Annotated in this window: 17 protein-coding genes; 5 read left to right on the plus strand and 12 right to left on the minus strand. The window is 73.8% G+C overall.

Annotation, left to right across the window (positions count from 1 at the left end; translation table 11 throughout):
• Positions 1-82: 82 nt before the first annotated feature.
• On the plus strand, positions 83-517 hold the full coding sequence (locus K8Z49_RS06995; RefSeq protein ID WP_024936717.1) for a CBS domain-containing protein: 435 nt from the start codon (positions 83-85) through the stop codon (positions 515-517).
• Positions 518-541: 24 nt separating this feature from the next.
• Here the strand turns inward: K8Z49_RS06995 and K8Z49_RS07000 are convergent, their stop codons facing one another.
• Positions 542-2,023 carry a PLP-dependent aminotransferase family protein gene (locus tag K8Z49_RS07000; RefSeq protein ID WP_052357983.1) on the minus strand — a complete coding sequence of 494 codons (1,482 nt, stop codon included), beginning with the start codon at positions 2,021-2,023 and terminating at the stop codon, positions 542-544.
• Positions 2,024-2,116: 93 nt separating this feature from the next.
• On the opposite strand from K8Z49_RS07000, the gene K8Z49_RS07005 reads away from it, so the two are divergent.
• Positions 2,117-2,749, plus strand: a complete 633-nt coding sequence (locus tag K8Z49_RS07005; RefSeq protein ID WP_021600518.1) for a YczE/YyaS/YitT family protein — start codon at positions 2,117-2,119, stop codon at positions 2,747-2,749.
• Here the strand turns inward: K8Z49_RS07005 and K8Z49_RS07010 are convergent.
• From K8Z49_RS07010 to K8Z49_RS07025, 4 genes are all read right to left on the minus strand, one after another.
• Positions 2,746-3,873: a glycerate kinase gene (locus K8Z49_RS07010; RefSeq protein ID WP_075024154.1), complete on the minus strand. Its 1,128-nt coding sequence runs from the start codon at positions 3,871-3,873 to the stop codon at positions 2,746-2,748. The genes K8Z49_RS07005 and K8Z49_RS07010 overlap by 4 nt on opposite strands.
• Entirely contained in the window at positions 3,873-4,763 is an 891-nt protein-coding gene (locus K8Z49_RS07015; protein ID WP_021596749.1) for a hypothetical protein, read from the minus strand. Before K8Z49_RS07015 ends, K8Z49_RS07010 begins: the two co-directional genes overlap by 1 nt.
• Entirely contained in the window at positions 4,760-5,872 is a 1,113-nt protein-coding gene (locus K8Z49_RS07020) for a S66 peptidase family protein (RefSeq protein WP_021596748.1), read from the minus strand. The genes K8Z49_RS07015 and K8Z49_RS07020 overlap by 4 nt, the downstream gene beginning before the upstream one ends.
• An 88-nt stretch (positions 5,873-5,960) precedes the next feature.
• A complete protein-coding gene (locus K8Z49_RS07025) occupies positions 5,961-6,728 on the minus strand; it encodes an SIR2 family NAD-dependent protein deacylase (protein ID WP_412517862.1) in 768 nt (255 codons plus the stop codon).
• Between the two features lie 143 nt (positions 6,729-6,871).
• On the opposite strand from K8Z49_RS07025, the gene K8Z49_RS07030 reads away from it, so the two are divergent.
• Positions 6,872-7,840, plus strand: coding sequence for a sulfotransferase family protein (locus tag K8Z49_RS07030; protein WP_075024156.1), 969 nt, complete (start codon positions 6,872-6,874; stop codon positions 7,838-7,840).
• Positions 7,841-7,846: 6 nt separating this feature from the next.
• Here K8Z49_RS07030 and K8Z49_RS07035 read toward each other — a convergent pair whose 3' ends face one another.
• Positions 7,847-9,796, minus strand: a complete 1,950-nt coding sequence (locus K8Z49_RS07035) for an ABC transporter ATP-binding protein (protein ID WP_412521002.1) — start codon at positions 9,794-9,796, stop codon at positions 7,847-7,849.
• Between the two features lie 182 nt (positions 9,797-9,978).
• Here K8Z49_RS07035 and K8Z49_RS07040 point away from each other — a divergent pair, with 182 nt between their 5' ends.
• Complete coding sequence (locus K8Z49_RS07040) at positions 9,979-11,940, plus strand: Xaa-Pro dipeptidyl-peptidase (protein WP_412517863.1); 1,962 nt, start codon at positions 9,979-9,981, stop codon at positions 11,938-11,940.
• A gap of 42 nt (positions 11,941-11,982) precedes the next feature.
• Here K8Z49_RS07040 and K8Z49_RS07045 read toward each other — a convergent pair whose 3' ends face one another.
• The 3 genes from K8Z49_RS07045 to K8Z49_RS07055 all read right to left on the minus strand — a co-directional run bounded on the left by K8Z49_RS07045 (position 11,983) and on the right by K8Z49_RS07055 (position 14,878).
• Entirely contained in the window at positions 11,983-12,804 is an 822-nt protein-coding gene (locus K8Z49_RS07045; protein WP_021596739.1) for an enoyl-CoA hydratase/isomerase family protein, read from the minus strand.
• 146 nt (positions 12,805-12,950) lie between these two features.
• A complete protein-coding gene (locus K8Z49_RS07050; protein ID WP_021596738.1) occupies positions 12,951-13,163 on the minus strand; it encodes a helix-turn-helix domain-containing protein in 213 nt (70 codons plus the stop codon).
• A gap of 116 nt (positions 13,164-13,279) precedes the next feature.
• Positions 13,280-14,878, minus strand: a complete 1,599-nt coding sequence (locus K8Z49_RS07055) for an ABC-F family ATP-binding cassette domain-containing protein (protein ID WP_075024159.1) — start codon at positions 14,876-14,878, stop codon at positions 13,280-13,282.
• Positions 14,879-15,212: 334 nt separating this feature from the next.
• Here K8Z49_RS07055 and K8Z49_RS07060 point away from each other — a divergent pair, with 334 nt between their 5' ends.
• Positions 15,213-16,004: a VOC family protein gene (locus K8Z49_RS07060; RefSeq protein WP_021596736.1), complete on the plus strand. Its 792-nt coding sequence runs from the start codon at positions 15,213-15,215 to the stop codon at positions 16,002-16,004.
• A 39-nt stretch (positions 16,005-16,043) separates the two neighbouring features.
• Here the strand turns inward: K8Z49_RS07060 and K8Z49_RS07065 are convergent, their stop codons facing one another.
• The 3 genes from K8Z49_RS07065 to K8Z49_RS07075 are packed head-to-tail and all read right to left on the minus strand — an operon-like array spanning position 16,044 to position 18,099.
• Complete coding sequence (locus K8Z49_RS07065; RefSeq protein WP_021596735.1) at positions 16,044-16,805, minus strand: AIM24 family protein; 762 nt, start codon at positions 16,803-16,805, stop codon at positions 16,044-16,046.
• A gap of 2 nt (positions 16,806-16,807) precedes the next feature.
• A complete protein-coding gene (locus K8Z49_RS07070) occupies positions 16,808-17,461 on the minus strand; it encodes an AIM24 family protein (RefSeq protein WP_412517864.1) in 654 nt (217 codons plus the stop codon).
• A complete protein-coding gene (locus K8Z49_RS07075; RefSeq protein WP_235206403.1) occupies positions 17,461-18,099 on the minus strand; it encodes an AIM24 family protein in 639 nt (212 codons plus the stop codon). The genes K8Z49_RS07070 and K8Z49_RS07075 overlap by 1 nt, the downstream gene beginning before the upstream one ends.
• Positions 18,100-18,145: the final 46 nt, after the last annotated feature.

Raw genomic sequence — 18,145 nt, forward strand, 5'->3', positions numbered from 1 at the left:
CTTTGCAGGAACAAGCCCGGCGACCGGCCCCCGCCCCCGGCGGCCGTCGTCCCAGGTCCGAACCGGCACCGGAGCGTGAGGCATGCGGATTCGCGACATCCTGCGGAGGAAGGGAGACGCGGTGGCCACGGTACGGCCCGAGGCCACCGTGCGGCAGCTGCTCGCCGTCCTGGCGGAGCACAACATCGGGGCGGTGGTGGTCTCGCCCGACGGCGCGTCGATCGCCGGCATCGCCTCCGAGCGGGACGTGGTGCGGCGGCTGCACGAGCACGGCGCGGCGCTGCTCGACCGACCCGTCTCCGAGATCATGACCTCCGAGGTCCGCAGCTGCGGGCCCGCCGACAAGGTGGACGACCTGCGGCAGGCCATGACCGAGCACCGGTTCCGGCACGTGCCCGTCGTCGACGGCGGCCGGCTCGCCGGGATCGTCAGCATCGGCGACGTCGTCAAGAGCGCCATCGACGAGCTGGAGAGCGAGCGCGAGCACCTCGTGGACTACATCCAGCGCGCCCCCTAGCCCCGGTCGGACGCAGGCGGGCGGTCAGACGTAGGCGGGCAGGGGCCGGGCCGCCGGCGCCGCCTCGACCTCCCGGAAGGCGAGCGCGATGCGCTCGGCGGCCTGCCGGAGCGTGTCCGGCGGCAGGACGTACGGGAGCCGCACGTAGTCCTCCAGGACGCCGTCCGCGCCGAAGACCGGCCCGGCGACCACGCGGACGCCGAGCCGCTCGGACGCCTCCGCGAGCCGCGACGCGACGGGCGCGCCGATCCGCGCCCACAGCGACATGCCCCCGGCGGGGAGCCGGAAGTCCCAGCCGGGCAGCAGCTCGCGCAGCGCCCCGGCGAGCGCGTCCCGGCTCCGCAGCAGGGTCTCGGCGCGCTCGGCGCGCACCTCCTCCACCCGCAGCAGCAGCTCCCGGACGATCAGCTGGTCCAGGACCGGGCTCGCCATGTCGAACGGCTCGCGGGCGAGCACCAGGCGGCGGGCCAGCGGCGCGGTGGCGCGGATCCAGCCGATCCGCAGCCCGCCCCACAGCAGCTTGGACGCCGACCCGATCGTGACGACCCGCCCGCCGGCGTCGAAGGAGGCGAGCGGCGGCTCGCGCGGCGCCCGCGGATCGTGGGCGAGGTCGGCGAAGGTCTCGTCGGCGACGAGGAACGCGTCGGCCCGGCGCGCGGCGTCGACGAGCGCGGCCCGCTCGTCCGCGGACATCAGGTACCCGGTCGGGTTCTGGAAGTCGGGGATCAGGTACGCCATCCGGACGGCGGCCTGCCGCATGGCGCCCGCGACGAGCTCGACGTCCCAGCCCTCGTTGACGCCGACGGGGACGAGGCGTGCGCCGCGCCGGCGGAGGGCGCCGAGCGCGTGCGGGTACGTGGGCCGCTCCACCATGACGGCGTCGCCCGCCTCCACCAGGAGCTGGGTCAGCAGCGTGAACGCGTGCTGCGCGCCGGTGGTCACGACGATCTGGTCGGCCCGGGTAGGGACGCCGCGCGCCGTGTAGCCGTCCGCGATGACCTGCCGCAGGCCCGCCAGCCCGGCGGGCTCGTAGCCGGGCCCCGCGCTGTGGCGGGGCAGCTCCGCCACGGCCGCGGCGACGGCGTCGCCGAAGACGGCCGGGGCGCCGGGGGCGGCGCAGCCGAGGTCGATGAAGGACGGGTCGTCGGGCGTCGGGTGGGCCATGCCGTACCGCCGCCCGGCCGGGACGGCACCGCCGGGCGGGGCCGGCTCACCGGCGGACGACATGCGCACGGGCGGCAGCGCCGTCCAGCTCCCCGCCCCCTGCCGGCTCTCGATGTAGCCCTCGTCGCGGAGCCGGTCGTAGGCGGTGGTCACGGTGGTGCGGCTGACGCCGAGCGCGGCGGCCAGGTCGCGCTCGGCGGGCAGCCTGGTCCGCAGCGCGAGCCGGCCGTCCAGGACGAGCCCGCGCACGGCCCGCGCCAGGGCCGCGTAGACGGGGCGTTCGCCCGACAGGTCGCCCAGCAGCCGGGCCAGGTTCGGACCGCTCACGTAACGCGTGCTCATACAGGCCACTTTCGCATATTGGTCCTACATTTTCCAGTCCACTTTCCCGCAGAGTAGGACGAAATAATGGCCACTAGCGGGGGAGAAACGATAATGGCCTTGATGGCGCGCCGTCTGGTGCAGCTCTTCATCGGATTGGCCTTGTACGGGCTGGGGATCGCCCTCCAGGTGTCCTCCGGCCTCGGCAACGATCCGTGGGACGTCTTCCACCAGGGCCTCTCGCGGCGTTTCGGGCTGTCGATCGGGGCCTGGATCATCATCGTGGGCGCGGCCGTGATGCTCGCGTGGATCCCGCTGCGGCAGCGCCCCGGCATCGGGACGATCAGCAACGTCGTCCTCATCGGCCTGTTCGCCGACCTGTTCCTGTGGCTGCTGCCCGACCCGGGTCCGCTCGCCGCGCGCTGGGCGTACCTGGTCACGGCCGTCCTGGTGGGCGGCTTCGCGACCGCCTGCTACATCGGCGCCGGGCTCGGCCCGGGGCCGCGCGACGGCCTGATGACCGGGTTCGCCGCGCGGGGCCGCTCGATCCGCGCGGTCCGGACGGCGATCGAGCTGACCGTGCTGGGAGCCGGCTGGCTGCTCGGCGGCACCGTCGGCGTCGGGACGCTGCTGTACGCGGTCGCGATCGGGCCGCTGACCCACGTCCTGCTGCCCGTTCTGACGATCAAGCCTCGCACCGCCGAGCCCGTGCGGGAACCGGAGCCGGAGCCGGCGGGCGTCCCCTAGCGGAGGTAGAGGCGGACGGCCTGCTCGGCGAGCGCGGCCAGCAGCGGCGCGGCGTCCGCCTTCAGCTCGGCGAGCGTCCGCGGGCCGTCGGCCAGGCTGAACGCGGCGGTCAGGCCGAGCGCGTGCAGGTCGTCCAGCGGCCCCGCCACCCCGCCGGCCAGGGCGACGCACGGCGCGCCCCGGTCGCGGGCGAGCGCCGCGACGGCCGAGACGACCTTGCCCGCGGCGCTCTGCCCGTCCACCCGGCCCTCCCCGGTGAACACCAGGTCCGCGCCCGCGAGCGCGGCCGGGAGGCCGACGGCCTCGGCGACGAGGGCGGCGCCGCCCGACGGCTCGGCGCCGAGCACGGCGACCAGGCCGCCGCAGGTGCCGCCGGCCGCGCCCGCGCCCGGCAGGTCGTGGACGCGGACCCCGCCGTGCTCGGCCAGCACGTCGGCGAAGACGGTGAGGGCGGCGTCGAGCTCGGCCACCTGCCCCGGGGACGCGCCCTTCTGCGGGCCGAACACGGCGGCGGCGCCGTCCGGCCCGACGAGGGGGTTGGTCACGTCGCAGGCGACCCGGAACCGGGCGTCGCGCACCTCCCGCGGCAGCCCGGAGTCGTCGACCGACGCGAGCCGGGCGAGCGCGGCACCGCCCGGCGGCAGCTCCTCGCCGGCGGCGTCCAGGAAGCGGACGCCGAGGGCGCGCAGCAGCCCGGCGCCCCCGTCGGTGCTGGCGCTGCCGCCGATGCAGACCAGGACGTCCCGGGCACCGCGCCGGACCGCGTCCGCGATCAGCTCGCCGGTGCCGGTGGTGGCGGCGCTCATCGGGTCGGGCGGGACGTCCTCGACCAGCGGCAGCCCGGACGCCGCCGCGAGCTCCACGACCGCGGACGTCCCGTCGCCGGAGAGGGCGTAGCGGGCCTTGACCGGGCGTCCGAGCGGGTCGGTCGCGGCGACCTCGACCGCCGCGCCCGCGCGGGCGCGGAGGAAGCAGTCCAGGGTGCCCTCGCCGCCGTCGGCCATCGGGACCGCGACGACCTCGGCGGCGGGCGCGGCCCGGCGGACGCCCTCCTCCACGGCGGCGCACACCGCCGCGGCGGACAGGCTGCCCTTGAACGAGTCGGGCGCGACGACGACCCGCATCACCGCTCGGCCGCGAGCGTGGCCAGCACGGAGGCGAACTCCTCCGGCAGGACCATCGTGTCGCCCTCGTAGCGGGTCGCCAGGTACGTCAGCTCCCCGGCGCGCCACCAGTACAGGTGCGGGCTGAGCGACCCCGGCCCCTCCTCGTAGGCGCGGTGGGCCTGCGCCTGCAGCTCCGTCGCCGCGGCGACGGCCTCGCGGTAGCGGGCCCTCGGATGGCCCGCGGAGATCTGGAGCGGGTGGGCGACGATGAGGCTGCGGTTGGGGGCGATGACCAGCGCGCCGTACGGGCCGATCGGCAGGTACTCCTCCAGCCACGCCAGGTGGGTGACGGCGTAGAAGGTCCAGCCGTGCAGGACCGAGACGCGGACGCCGCCGAGGTCCTGCTCGTCCAGCTGGAGCGGTCCGTCGGCGCGGACGTTGGCGCGGCCCAGCATGAACAGCGCGTCGCCCGACACCGGCCAGCCGTTCATCTCCTCGGTGGTGACCGTGCGGACGGTGGTGGGCGTGTCGACCACCACGACCTCGATCAGGCCGGGCGCGAACGGCCGCGCCGCGAGGACGCCGTTGTCGGCCTCCGCCGGGTAGATGCGGGTGCGCAGCAGGTGCTGGGCGAGGTCGAAGTCGCTGAGGTCCAGAGGCTCCTCGACCGCGGTGACGATCGTGGTGACGTGGTCGGAGACCAGCGCCGGCCAGTCGTCGCGCGGCACGAGCCGGGCGAGCTGCCGCAGGTCGCGCAGGCTGACGTGCAGCCGGTTCGCGCCCTCCAGCAGCATGACCTCGCCGGGCGCGCGGCTGCAGGCGTAGCCGAGGCTCTCGGCGACCAGGACGAGCAGTGAGTCGAGGGTCCCGTCGTCCCAGGACTCGGGACGGGCGTGGCGGCCGCTCATCGCGCACCTCCCGAGGGCGCTTCGAGGGTGAGCGCGCCGGGGTCCGGCACGGCGGGGTGCGGATCTTTCGCTGCGGGGTCTGCTGGGTCGGGTGCGTGCAGGACGGCGGGGGCGCCGATCTCCAGGCTGTGCTGGCGCGGCCCGTGCCCGGCGGGGAGGCCCGCCAGGACCGGGACGCCGAGCGGGCCGAGCCGGGCCGCGAAGACCGAGTCGAGCTCGGCCGGGTCTCCGCAGTCGGTCCAGGTGCCGAGCGCCACGCCGGCCGCCCCGTCGAGCCATCCCGCCTGGAGCAGCTGGACGAGCATCCGGTCGACCCGGTAGGGCGCCTCGGTGACGTCCTCCAGGAAGACGATGCGGCCCGCGGCGGGCGGCGGGGCGTACGGGGTGCCGAGCAGGGCCGCCAGGAGCGAGAGCGTGCCGCCGGTGAGCGGGCCCTCCGCGCGTCCGGGCCGCAGCGCGCGGGTGCCGGGCAGGGTCACGGGGCCGCCGAACAGGGCGGCGCGCAGGGCGTCCAGCGATTCCCGCGGCGCGACCGGGTCGGCGATCAGGCCGGCCGGCATCGGGCCGAAGGACGTGGTGACGCCGAGGCGCGCGCCGAAGGCGGTGTGCAGCGCGGTGACGTCGCTGGAGCCGTGCAGGATCTTCGGGCCGGCGCCGGACGCGAGGGACTCCTCGGTCGCGGCGCGCAGAGCGTTCCAGTCGAGCAGGTCCAGAAGGCGGGTGGCGCCGTATCCGCCGCGTGCGCAGATCACCGCGCCGACCCGGGGGTCGCACCAGGCGTCCTGCAGGTCGGCGGCCCGGTCGGCGTCGCTTCCGGCCAGCCGGTGCCAGTCGTCTCGGACGGGCCCGGGCACGCCCAGGTTGACACGGTCGAGGGCGTGCTTTCCGACCACCGCGTCAAGGCCGAGGTCGCGCAGGACCGCGCAGCCCGCCTCCAGGCGGGCGGGCTCGGCGGGGCCGCTCGGAGCGACCACCACGACCCGGTCGCCCGGCCGCAACCGCCGGTACCTGTGGGCTTCTCGCGCATGCGGCAGGCCGCCGGGCATGCCGACGGCGGGCGCGTCGGACGGCCCGCCGGCCACCTCCGCGCGGGCGCCCCCGCTGTTCAACCCGATCCCTCCTCGCACCGCGACGGATAGAGCTTGTCAGGATCCGGACGCCAGCGGAAGGGGCGACCGGTCACGACCCGCCAACAGATCATCGCCCCGTGCCGAGCGCGAGGCCGGCGAGGCGCGGCAGCGTCTCGCCGATCGGCCGCCGCAGCACCGCGTCGGCCACGCCATCGTACGGGGTCTCCTCGGCGTTGATGATCACCAGGCGGGCGCCGTGGTCGACCGCCTCCAGGCAGAGCCCGGCGGCGGGCTGGACCGTCAGCGAGGTGCCGACGGCGAGGAACAGGTCGCAGGAGCGGGCGGCGGCGATCGCCGCGTCCAGCACGTCCTGGTCGAGGGCCTGGCCGAAGGAGATCGTCGCGGACTTCTGGATGCCCCCGCACTCCAGGCAGGGCGGGTCGTCCTCCCCCGCGTCGACGCGCGCGAGGATGTCGGGCATCGGGGTGCGCAGGGCGCAGGACAGGCAGACGGCATCCCGCATGGTGCCGTGGATCTCGATGACCTTCTCGCCGGACGACCCGGCGCGCTGGTGCAGCCCGTCGATGTTCTGGGTGATCAGCGCGCGCAGCCGCCCCGCCCGCTCCAGCTCGGCCAGGGCGGTGTGGGCGGCGTTGGGCTCGGCCTCCCAGACGGGGTTGTCGCGGCGGGCCCGCCAGGCGCGGCGCCGCACCTCGGGGTCGGCGAGGTAGGCGCCGATCGTGGACATCGCCTCGGCCGCCGGGTCCTTCGTCCAGACGCCCTGCGGGCCGCGGAAGTCGGGGATCCCGCTGTCGGTGGAGATGCCGGCGCCGGTGAGCACCGTGATCGAACCGGCCTTCGGCAAAAGCTCGGCGAGCGTCAGGGGAGCGTCCACCCTCCACATGGTAAGCGCCAGGAACGCTCCCCGTGGTTCGCGCAACGAACCGGTCCGCAGCGGCTAACGGATGGGTATCGGGCCGCCCCTTACGGAGGGTCACGGCCTGACCGGGCCTCAAAAGGTGACAAACTTGGCCCGGTATGAGATCGACGCCGCACATCTTGGTGATCAACGGCACCAAGGTCCGCCGCCCGGTGTTCATCCTGGGCGCTCCGCACTCGGGTGCGGAGCTCCTGGCGCGCGCGGTCAAGCGCTCCCCCGGCTTCCACCTGACCACCGGCCGGCCCGGGGTCCTGCGCGTGACCTACGCGTTCGCCCGGCAGCCGTCGATCGCCTCCGAGCGCGGGAAGGGCGCCGCGCGGGTGCTGCGGGACGCCTACGCGCAGGCGTGGCAGGTCTCGGCGCGCGCCTGCGCGGAGTGCCCGGACGAGTGCCGGGAGCTGGCCGGGCTGCCGCCGCGCCCGCCGGCGCCCCCCGGCCGCCCGGTGCCCGACGCCGACCTGCCGGGGCCCTGCGTGGAGCCGCACGGGCTCGCCCGGTTCGCCGACGCCTCCCCCGACCTGATCTACAGCGCCGACGTGATCCTGGACGCGTTCCCCGACGCCCAGCTCGTCCAGCTGATCCGGGACGGCCGGGACGCGGTCGCCGACATGCTCGCCGACGAGCGCTGCCTGGCCTGGTTCAAGCCCGGCCTCGCCAACCTCGACACGGTGTTCCCGAACCCGTTCTTCGGCGTCGAGGACCACACCGAGCGCGACCGGTGGCCCCGCGCGGCCGCCGCCGTCAAGTGCGCGCTGCGGTGGCGCGGCTCGGTGCGGCTCAGCGCCAGGCTGCGGCTCCAGGTGCCCGAGGACCAGCTGTTCACCGTCCGCTACGAGGAGCTCGTCGCCAAGCCGCGCCACGTCGCCGCCGACCTGGCGGAGTACCTGGACGCGCCGCTGTCCAAGACCGCTCTGACGGGCCTGGTGCGTGCCGGGGCGCGCGACGCCGCCGACCCGGGCGTCGGGTCCTGGCGCGAGCGCCTCACCCCGCGGCAGGCCGCCCAGGTCGAGAAGGTCGCCGGCACCGAGCTGCGCCGGCTCGGCTACCGGCTCGGCTCCGACGCCTGAGCGCCGTCATTCGGCGCCGAGCGGCTCGGTCTCCCGCTCCTCCTCCTCGCGGCGGCGGGAGAACTGCGTGCGGTACAGCTCGGCGTACAGGCCGCCCTCCAGCAGCAGCTCCTCGTGCCGGCCGCGCTCGGCCACCCGGCCCTCCTCGATCACCAGGATCTGGTCGGCCTCCCGGATCGTGGACAGCCGGTGCGCGATCACCAGGGACGTCCGGCCCGCGAGCGCGGTGCGCAGCGCCCGCTGGACGGCCGCCTCGGACTCGGAGTCCAGGTGCGCGGTCGCCTCGTCGAGGACGACCACCGAGGGCGCCTTGAGCAGCAGCCGGGCGATCGAGAGGCGCTGCTTCTCCCCGCCCGACAGCCGGTAGCCGCGATCGCCGACCACGGTGTCCAGGCCCTCGGGCATCGCGCCGACGAGATCGCCGATCTGCGCGGCGTCCAGCGCGGCGAGGATCTCCTCGTCGGTGGCGTCCGGGCGCGCGTAGCGCATGTTCTCGCGGATCGAGTCGTGGAACAGGTGCGCGTCCTGGCTGACGACGCCGACCTCGGCCCGCAGCGATTCCAGGGTGACGTCGCGGACGTCGGCGCCCCCGATCCGCACCGCGCCGCCGGACACGTCGTAGAGCCGCGACACCAGGTGCGTGATCGTCGACTTGCCGGCGCCGGACGGCCCGACCAGCGCCACGAGCTGCCCCGGCGCGGCGCTGAAGGACACGTCGTGCAGCACCTCCCGGCCGGGCGCGGTGTCGGTGCGCGCGATCGACTCCAGCGAGGCCAGCGACACCTCCTCCGCCGACGGGTAGGCGAACCGGACGCGGTCGAACTCGATCGCCGGCGCCTTGGTCAGGGCGGGCCCGCCGCCGTTCCCCGAGGAGCGCGCCTCGGCGAGCGCGCGGGCGCCGTCGCGGTCGCGGATGAGCGGCTTGAGGTCGAGCACCTCGAAGACCCGGTCGAAGCTCACCAGCGCGGTCATCACGTCGACGTGGACGTTCGACAGGGCGGTGAGCGGCCCGTACATGCGGGTCAGCAGGGTGGCGAGCGCGACGAGCGTGCCCAGCTGGAAGGTGCCGTCCACGACCAGGTAGCCGCCGACGCCGTAGACCATGGCGGTGGCGAGCGCGGCGACCAGCGTCAGCGCGGTGAAGAAGACCCGCCCGTACATGGCGGCCACGATCCCGACGTCGCGGACGCGGGCGGCGCGCCCGGAGAAGTTCTCCTCCTCCTCGGCGGGGCGACCGTAGAGCTTGGCGAGCATGGCGCCGGCGACGTTGAACCGCTCGGTCATCAGCGAGCCCATCTCGGCGTCCAGCACCATCTGCTCGCGGCTGACGCGCTGGAGCCGCTTGCCGACCCACTTGGCCGGCAGGATGAAGATCGGCAGGAGCAGCAGCGCGATCAGCGTGACCTGCCACGACAGGATCAGCATCGTCACCAGCACCAGGACCAGGCTGATCACGTTGGACACCACCGACGACAGGGTGGTGGTGAGGGCGCGCTGCGCGCCGATGACGTCGTTGTTGAGGCGGCTGACGAGCGAGCCCGTCTGCGCCCGCATGAAGAACGCGACGGGCTGCCGCTGGACGTGCGCGAACACCTGGCTCCGCAGGTCGTAGATCAGTCCCTCGCCGACGCGCGCCGAGTACCAGCGCTGCACGAGGCCCAGCACCGCCTCGACCACGGCGAGCCCGGCGACGGCGGCGGCGAGCCAGATGACGATGCCCTGCCGTCCGGGCACGATGCCCTGGTCGATGATCCCCTTGAGCAGCAGCGGGTTGGCGACGACGATCAGCGCGGAGATCGTGTTCAGCCCGAGGAACAGCACCAGCTCGCGGACGTAGGGCCGGGCGTAGCCCGCGATCCGCCGCACGGTGCCGGGCTTGAGCTTCTGCCGGGTGACGGAGCTGTCCTTGCGGAACGAGGCCATCACCTGCCAGCCGTTGCCCGGCATTCCCGGCATTCCCACGAGCGCCTCCGGATGTCGACGTAATCAAGTAAGCATCTCAAGTGTCCGGCCGGGTCAACGCGCGCCCGGCCTCGTGCCTTCCCGGCTCCGCTCACGGCGTAACCGCCTCTGGACAAGGCGTCCCGCCGGTGCGAGCGTGATCGTCACCGCCAGGCTCACACCCCCCAGGAGCCCCCATGAGAAGACGCCTCGCCGGCGGCGCCGGCGTGATCACCCTCACCGCCGCCCTCGCCGCGACCGCGGCGCCCGCGGCGGCGGCCGGACCCACGAGGCCGGCCCCCGGCGCGCACCAGGTGACCGTGCGGGGCGGCGAGACCCAGCCGGTGTTCTCCCGCGCCGACGCCGTCACCCAGACCGTCATGATCGAGACGACCGCCGACAGCGACCGCGACGGCGTGCGGGACCGCGTGCAGATGCGGATCATGCGGCCGAAGGAGACCGCCACCGCCGGTCTCAAGGTACCCACGATCCTGGAGCCCAGCCCGTACTGGGCCGGCATCAACGACGTCCCGAACCACCCCGTCGACATCGGCGACGCGCGGGCGCGCTCGCTGACCACGACGCACCGGAACCTCGCGGAGATCTTCCCCGGTTACTACGACAACTACTTCCTGCCGCGCGGGTACGCCGTCGCGAACCTCGACAGCATCGGGACGGGCGGCTCGACCGGCTGCCCGACGTCCGGCGACCGCAGCGAGCAGGCGGGCGCCAAGGCCGCCGTCGACTGGCTCAACGGCCGCGCCCGGGGCTGGTCGCCCGACGGGAAGCCGGTGAAGGCGGCCTGGTCCACCGGCGACGTCGGCATGATCGGCCAGTCCTACAACGGGACCCTGCCGAACATGGCCGCCGCCACCGGCGTGCGGGGGCTGAAGGCGATCGTCCCGATCGCCGGGATCTCCAGCTGGTACGACTACTACCGCGCGAACGGCGGCGTCGTCGCGCCCGGCGGCTTCCAGGGCGAGGACCTGGACGTCCTGGCCAAGGCGGTGCTCACCCGGCAGAACCCCGAGGTCTGCGCGAAGGTCATCGACGACATCGAGGCGACCCAGGACCGGGAGACCGGCGACTACTCCAAGGTGTGGGCCGAACGCGACTACGTCGGTCAGGCGCGCGACGTCCGCGCCGCGGTCATGGTCGTGCACGGGCTGAACGACTGGAACGTCAAGGTCAAGAACTCCGTGCAGTGGTGGAACGCCCTCAAGAAAGCCGGTGTGCCGCGCAAGCTGTGGCTGCACCAGGGCAACCACGCCACGCCGTTCCGGTGGCGCGTCGAGGAGTGGCTGCGGCAGACGCACCACTGGTTCGACCGGTACCTCTACGGCATCCGCAACGGGATCGAGAAGGAACCGCGCGTCGACGTCGAGCGCGCCGACGGGACGTGGGAGACGGCGAGGGACTGGCCCGTCCCGGGCACCCGCACCGTCCCGGTGAGCCTGAACGCCGGGCCGGCCGGACAGCCCGGCACCCTCGGCCCGCGCCCGGTGCCCGGCGGGCCGCAGTCGTTCACCGACGCCGGCAAGACCCGCACCGCCGAGCAGCTCCTGGTCAACGAGAATCAGGCCGACCCGAACCGGCTCGCCTACCTGACCGGGCCGCTGCCCCGGCCCGTCCGGGTGGACGGCGTCCCTTCCGTGTCGCTGCGGGCATCGCTTGACGGGGTTCCGGGGGGTGTGGGGGGGCGTCCCCCCACACGGGACTGGGAGCGGTCGCCGTACCTGACGGCGCTGCTGGTCGACTACGGCACCGACGCCCGTCCCACGGGCGCCCGCGACGGCACCGGCCAGGAGGTCTGCTTCGGGCAGAGCGTGCCGGGCGACTCCGGCTGCACGACCCGGCAGGTGCTGCGGACCGAGACGGCCCCCTACAAGATCGTCACGCGGGGGTGGCTGGACGCGCGGAACCGGCACGGCCTCGGCCGCACCGACCCGGTCGAGCCGGGCCGCACCTACACGTTCCGGTGGGACCTCGAACCCACCGACTACGTCGTGAAGGCCGGGCACCGGCTCGGCGTCGTCCTGCTGTCGACCGACTACGACTACACGCTCCGCTACCCGGCGGGGACCGAGGTCACCGTGCGGCCGGGCGTCAGCAGGGTGCTGCTGCCGCTGGCGCGCGGCGGAGCGGAGTCCCTCAAGTAGATCTCGGACGGGCCGGGGGCGTGCGCGTCTCCGGCCCACCGGTCATTTGCCGAAGAGCTCGCGGAGCCGGCCGATCTGCTCGCGGCGCTCGGCGGCGCACTGCTCGTCGAGGGAGTTCTCGGCCGCCTCCCACAGCAGCCGCTTGGTCGCCACGGCCGCCCCGGGGTTGACGGCGAGCAGCGCGCCGACCAGGTCGCGGACGGCGGCGTCCAGGCCGTCGCGCGGCACCAGGGTCTCGGCGAGGCCGATCCGCGCCGCTTCCTCGGCGGGGACGGTCCGGGCGGTCAGGCACAGCTCCAGGGCGCGTCCGATGCCGACGATCTCGACGAGCGGCTTGGTGCCGGTCAGGTCGGGGACGAGCCCGAGCGCGGGCTCCTTCATGCAGAACTTGGCGTCGTCGGCCACGACGCGGATGTCGCAGGCCAGCGCGAGCTGGAAGCCGGCGCCGATGGCGTGGCCGTGCACCGCCGCCACACTGACGATGCCGGGGCGCCGCAGCCAGGTGTAGCCCTCCTGCAACTCGGCGATGAAGCGGTCGGTGCCCTCGGCGTCGGCGCCGTCGGCGAAGCCCTCGCCGCCGCCCGAGAACATGCCGAGGTCGATGCCCGCCGAGAACGACGGGCCCTCGCCCCGCAGGACCACGACGCGCACGTCCGGGGGCAGGGAGCGCCCGATCGCGGCGAGCCCGCGCCACGTGGTGAAGGTCATGGCGTTGCGCCGCTCGGGCCGGTTCAGGGTGACGGTCGCGACCGCGCCGTCCACGTCCAGGCGGAGCCCCGCCTCTTCGAGGTCCGCCGGTGCGGGGCCCTCCTGGGAAGGGCCGGTGGCCGTTTCCGGCCGCACGCCGGTCGTCGCGTCCCCCATGGGCCGTCCTTTCGATGAGCCAAGCCGGGCCCGCCCCGCCGTCCACGGGGCGGGACCCGGAACCTGTCCGCCGCCGCGACCGAACCTTACTCGGCCGGTCGCGGCGCCGGGTCAGGCGGTGCGCTCATCCGGGGGCCGGTGTCCGTTCAGGACTTCTTGCCCCGGGTCGCGCCACCGCGACCGCGCAGGTTGACGCCGGACTCGGTCAGAATCCGGTGGATGAAACCGTACGAGCGGCCGGTGGCGGCTGCCAGGGCGCGGATGCTCTCGCCGGAGTCGTACCTCTTCTTCAGGTCCGCCGCCAGCTTGTCGCGCTCGGCACCGGTCACGCGGGTGCCCTTCTTGAGGGTCTCGGCCACGAGTACCTCCCGTAGTGATGTGGTGACCGCTGCGTTATCCCCCGCCATGATCAGTCATTCCCGCCGGTTCGGCTACCCACTCGGCCAGAAAAGATCTGCGGAAGTCACCCCGCAGGTCACGCGAGCGCCACCAGATCGGCAAACTCGTCACTCCAGATATCTTCCACACCATCCGGGAGCAAAATCACTCTTTCCGGCGCGAGCGCCTCGACCGCGCCCTCGTCGTGGGTGACCAGGACGATGGCTCCGGCGAACGTCCGCAGCGCCCCGAGGATCTCCGCGCGGCTGGCCGGGTCGAGGTTGTTGGTGGGCTCGTCCAGCAGCAGCACGTTGGCGCTGGACACCACGAGCATGGCCAGCGCCAGCCGGGTCTTCTCGCCGCCGGACAGCACGCCCGCGGGCTTGTCGACGTCGTCGCCGGAGAACAGGAACGAGCCGAGGATCTTGCGGACCTCGACCGGCATCATGCCGGGCGCGGCCGACTGCATGTTCTCCAGCACGGACCGCTCGACGTCCAGGGTCTCGTGCTCCTGGGCGTAGTAGCCGATTCGCAGGCCGTGGCCGGGGACCACCGCGCCTGTGTCGGGCTTGTCGACGCCCGCCAGCAGGCGCAGCAGCGTCGTCTTCCCGGCGCCGTTAAGGCCGAGGACGACGACGCGGCTGCCCCGGTCGACGGCCAGGTCCACGTCGGTGAAAATCTCCAAAGATCCGTACGATTTCGACAAACCCTCCGCGGTGAGGGGGGTCTTGCCGCACGGAGCCGGGTCCGGGAAGCGGATCTTGGCGACCTTGTCGGCCTGCCGCTCCCCCTCGACGCCCGCCAGGAGCTGCCGGGCGCGCCGGTCCATCTGCTGGGCGGCCTTCGCCTTGGTGGCCTTCGCGCGCATCTTGTCGGCCTGCGACAGCAGCGCCGAGGCCTGCCGATGCGCGTTGGCGGACTCGCGCTTGCGGCGCCGCTCGTCGGTCTCGCGCTGGTCGAGGTACTTCTTCCAGCCGACGTTGTAGATGTCGACGACGCACCGGTTGGCGTCCAGGTGGAACACCCGGTTGACCACCGCGTCCAGCAGCTCCACGTCGTGGCTGATCACCACGAGGCCGCCCTGGTGGCCCTTGAGGAAGTCGCGGAGCCACACGACCGAGTCGGCGTCCAGGTGGTTCGTCGGCTCGTCCAGCAGCAGCGTGTCGGCGCCGGAGAACAGGATGCGGGCCAGCTCGACCCGGCGCCGCTGGCCGCCCGACAGCGTCCCGAGCGGCTGGGTCATCACCCGGTCGGGGAGGCCGAGGCTGGAGGCGATCGACGCGGCCTCCGCCTCCGCGCCGTAGCCGCCGAGCACGTGCAGCCGCTCCTCCAGGCGCCCGTACCGGCGGACGGCCTTGTCGCGGTCGGCGCCCGTCGCGGTCGCCATGGCGTCCTCCGCGGCGCGCAGCTCGCGGATCACCTCGTCCAGCCCGCGGGCGGACAGGATCCGGTCGCGGGCCAGCTCGGCCAGGTCGACGCCGCGCGGGTCCTGCGGCAGGTAGCCGATCGTGCCGGAGGACGTCACGGCGCCCTGCGCGGGCAGCGCCTCCCCCGCCAGGACCTTGGTGAGGGTCGTCTTGCCGGCGCCGTTGCGGCCGACGAAGCCGACCCGGTCGCCGGGGTTGACCCGGAACGTGGCGGCCTCGATCAGCAGCCGGGAACCGGCGCGCAGCTCGACGTCTTTCGCGATGATCACAGTGACTGGGCTCCCCTGGAGGGACGGCTCGATGGACGGACGCACGAAACAGCGCGCCGCGCGGTCGCGTGACCGGGGCGCGCTGTGCGGCCTGTCAGTTCGGGAGCGGAACCATCCGTCCAGTGTACGTGACGGCCGGGCCGGGCTCGTCCGCCCGGCCGCGGCGGGTGGGGGCCGGAGAACGGCGGCCGGACCCGGCCATGCCGGTCCCGGCCATGCCCATGGTGCCCGGCGGATGTGTGAACGGGGCTCGCGGGGCGAGGATGGACGGTGGGGGACGTGCGACGGGACGACATCGGGGCCAACGGTCCCAGCACGAAGGAGTGTGAGTCGGATGACCCATGTCACGGGCAACGTGCCCGACGGGACGCCCAACTGGCTCGACATCGGCGTGCCCGACCTCGACCGGGCCAAGACGTTCTACGGGGAGCTCTTCGGCTGGCGGTTCGAGGACACGGGGCCGGAGGGCGGCCACTACAACCTGTGCACCCTGCGCGGCGAGCCCGTCGCCGGGATGATGACGAACCCCGAGGACGAGCCGGACGTGTACTGGTGGGACGTCTACTTCGCCGCCGACGACTGCGACGGGACCGTCAAGCGCGTCACGGACGCGGGCGGCGAGGTCGTCGTCCCGGCCATGGACGTGATGGACCTGGGGCGCATGGCGATCGTCAGGGACCCGCAGGGCGGGCAGTTCGGCCTGTGGCAGGGCCGCAACCACCCGGGCTCGCGGATCGTCAACGACCCCGGGTCGTTCGTCTGGAACGAGCTGGTCACGCAGGACTCGGCGGCCGCCGGCGAGTTCTACACGGCGGTGTTCGGCTACGAGCCGGAGGCGGTGCCCGGCATGGACTACACCGCCCTGAAGCGCCCCGGCGACGGCCGCTACATCGGCGGCATCCTCGGCGGCTCGACCATCGTCCTCGGCGGCGGCGGGCCCGTCTCGTCCTGGACGACGTACTTCGCCGTCGACGACGCCGACGAGGCGGTCCGCAAGGTCCGCGCGGGAGGCGGCACGGTCGACGCCGAGCCGCAGGACAGCCCGTACGGGCGGTCGGCGGCCGTCCGCGACCCGTTCGGGGTGCCGTTCCACGTGATGAAGCCCGCGCCCGACCCCGAGGCGTGACGCCTGCCCGGGGGCCCGGCGTCCGGGCCCCCGGGGGGCTCAGCCCTGGCGCTCGGCCGACAGCCGCCGGGTGATCGTCTGCTGGAGCCGCTGGAGGCCGGACGTGCCCACCAGCCCGATCTGGCCCTCCAGGTCGCGCAGCAGGACGTCCTCGTTCATCACGACCTCGGACGACTGCATCAGCACGGTCCCCTGGCCGGTGAAGTCGAACTGGTGCTCCTCGCCCGACGAGCCGCCGATCCCGAAGACCATCCGGGCGGCGCCGAACGCCCCGCGCATGTAGGAGTGGTCGTAGTGGTGGCACGGGGAGGGGCAGTCGGCCCAGCCGAGCAGCGCCTGCGGGTCGACCCGGATCGGCGGCTCCACGAAGTGGACGGGCCCGTTGGAGGCGGCCACGAACCGCCCCGTGCCGATCAGCGTCAGGAACCCGGGGATGATCGACTGCTTGAGCTCCAGGCCGGGCTCGAACGCCAGCAGGTTCCCGGCCCGGACGGTCAGGTTGCCGTTCTCCAGGTCGAAGGAGTTGACGTCGAACCCGCGGTCGGCGAGGACGAGCTTGCCCTGCCCCTGCGCGACGATCCAGTCCTGCGCGTACAGCGGCGAGTTGAAGGCGTGCGCGACGAGGGAGTCCAGCGGGCCCGCCGACAGCGCCTCGAACCTGATCTGCCCGTAGTAGGCGATCATCTTGCCCTTCTGCGCGAACCACTGCCCGTTGAGGTCGACGCTGAAGGCGTAGGGGTTGACGTTGTCGTTGGCCGGGAGGGTGTGCGGGTTCCAGGTCTGCGTGCCGAACGTGCTCACGGTCAGATCTTCCTCTCGCTGGCCTGGACGTAGACGACGCCGGAACCGCTCAGCTGCAGCTGGAACGCCTCGCCGGAGCCGCGACCGACCAGGTCGCGCAGGCCCGCCGCGGCGGTGAGCTTGTTCTCCACCTGGCCGCGGTGGGCCACGTAGGCCTGCGGGTCGACGTGCACGGGACGCTGCGGGCCGATCGGCAGCTCCATCACGCCGCCGTGCGACAGCAGCGCGCACGAGCCGTGCCCCGTGAGCGTCGTGGTGAACAGGCCCTGCCCGGTGACCGCGCCGCGGACGATCCCGCGGACGCCGCCCTGCTCGCCCATGAACATCGTCCCGACCTGCAGGGTCGCGTCGTGCACCAGGAGCCGGTCGGCCTCGGCGTACAGGGTGTCGGCGCCGTTCAGGTCGATGACCGTGACGTGCAGGCCGCCGTGGCCGAACATGACGGTGCCCTGCCCGGTCACGTGCATCATCGCGCTGCGTTCGCCGGCGACGGCGCGCCCGATGGCGCCGCCCATGCCCTGCCCGGCCGTGGTGGACGGGGCGAACGACACCGGCCCGGTGTAGGCGAGCATCGCGCCGCGCTTGCTGTAGACCTCCTGCCCCGGCCCGATCGGCACCTGGAGCATCTTGGAGTTGATCGACTGGTAGCCCGGCATCAGATCTCCAAGATTCCACCGCGTTCAGCGGGCTGGACGTAGACCAGCCCGTGCCCCTGATACCGGAACTGCACGCTCTCCCCCGATCCCTGGCCTATCACCGTCCGCCAGTTGACGTCGGTGACCACGTCCTGCTGGAGCTGCCCGTGATGGCAGACGTAGGCGTGCGGGTCGACGCACAGCGGCGTCTGCGGTGTCACCTCCAGCGCGATCGCGGGCCCCTGGGAGAGGATCGCGACCGTCCCGTGGCCGTCCACCTTGGTGGTGGCGAGCCCCTGGCCGGTGCCCATGCCCCGCAGGCCGACGAACTGCACGCCGGTCTGCAGGTTCCCGTCGAGGGCGAGGAGGCTCTCCGACTCCACGAAGAGCGTGTCGCCGGTGAGCTGGACGAGCGTGACCTCCGTCGCCTCGCTCGCCAGGTAGACCGTCCCCTGCCCGGTGATCTCCATGAGGGTCATGCCCTCGCCGGCGATCCTGCGCTTGAGAGCGCCGCGCAGGCCCTCCCCGCCCGTCATGCCCTGCCGTTTGAACGCCATCTGCCCCTCGTAGGCGACCATGGAGCCGTTCAGCGCCCTGATGGTCTCCCCGCCGAGGTCGACGGCGAGCATCTTCGAGCCGTTCAACCGAAATTGCGCCACGATGCGAGAAGATACCGCCCGGCGCGTTGACGGTCCGCCGCACGCG

Source organism: Actinomadura madurae (assembly GCF_047130825.1).
In the GTDB taxonomy this organism is placed as follows: domain Bacteria; phylum Actinomycetota; class Actinomycetes; order Streptosporangiales; family Streptosporangiaceae; genus Spirillospora; species Spirillospora madurae.

Bases quoted from the DNA above. Each gene is read 5' to 3' on its own strand.
- K8Z49_RS06995 (WP_024936717.1), top strand. From the start codon at position 83: ATGCGGATTCGCGACATCCTGCGGAGGAAGGGAGACGCGGTGGCCACG.
- K8Z49_RS07000 (WP_052357983.1), bottom strand. From the start codon at position 2,023: ATGAGCACGCGTTACGTGAGCGGTCCGAACCTGGCCCGGCTGCTGGGC.
- K8Z49_RS07005 (WP_021600518.1), top strand. From the start codon at position 2,117: ATGGCCTTGATGGCGCGCCGTCTGGTGCAGCTCTTCATCGGATTGGCC.
- K8Z49_RS07010 (WP_075024154.1), bottom strand. From the start codon at position 3,873: ATGCGGGTCGTCGTCGCGCCCGACTCGTTCAAGGGCAGCCTGTCCGCC.
- K8Z49_RS07015 (WP_021596749.1), bottom strand. From the start codon at position 4,763: ATGAGCGGCCGCCACGCCCGTCCCGAGTCCTGGGACGACGGGACCCTC.
- K8Z49_RS07030 (WP_075024156.1), top strand. From the start codon at position 6,872: ATGAGATCGACGCCGCACATCTTGGTGATCAACGGCACCAAGGTCCGC.
- K8Z49_RS07035 (WP_412521002.1), bottom strand. From the start codon at position 9,796: ATGCCGGGAATGCCGGGCAACGGCTGGCAGGTGATGGCCTCGTTCCGC.
- K8Z49_RS07040 (WP_412517863.1), top strand. From the start codon at position 9,979: ATGAGAAGACGCCTCGCCGGCGGCGCCGGCGTGATCACCCTCACCGCC.
- K8Z49_RS07045 (WP_021596739.1), bottom strand. From the start codon at position 12,804: ATGGGGGACGCGACGACCGGCGTGCGGCCGGAAACGGCCACCGGCCCT.
- K8Z49_RS07060 (WP_021596736.1), top strand. From the start codon at position 15,213: ATGACCCATGTCACGGGCAACGTGCCCGACGGGACGCCCAACTGGCTC.
- K8Z49_RS07070 (WP_412517864.1), bottom strand. From the start codon at position 17,461: ATGCCGGGCTACCAGTCGATCAACTCCAAGATGCTCCAGGTGCCGATC.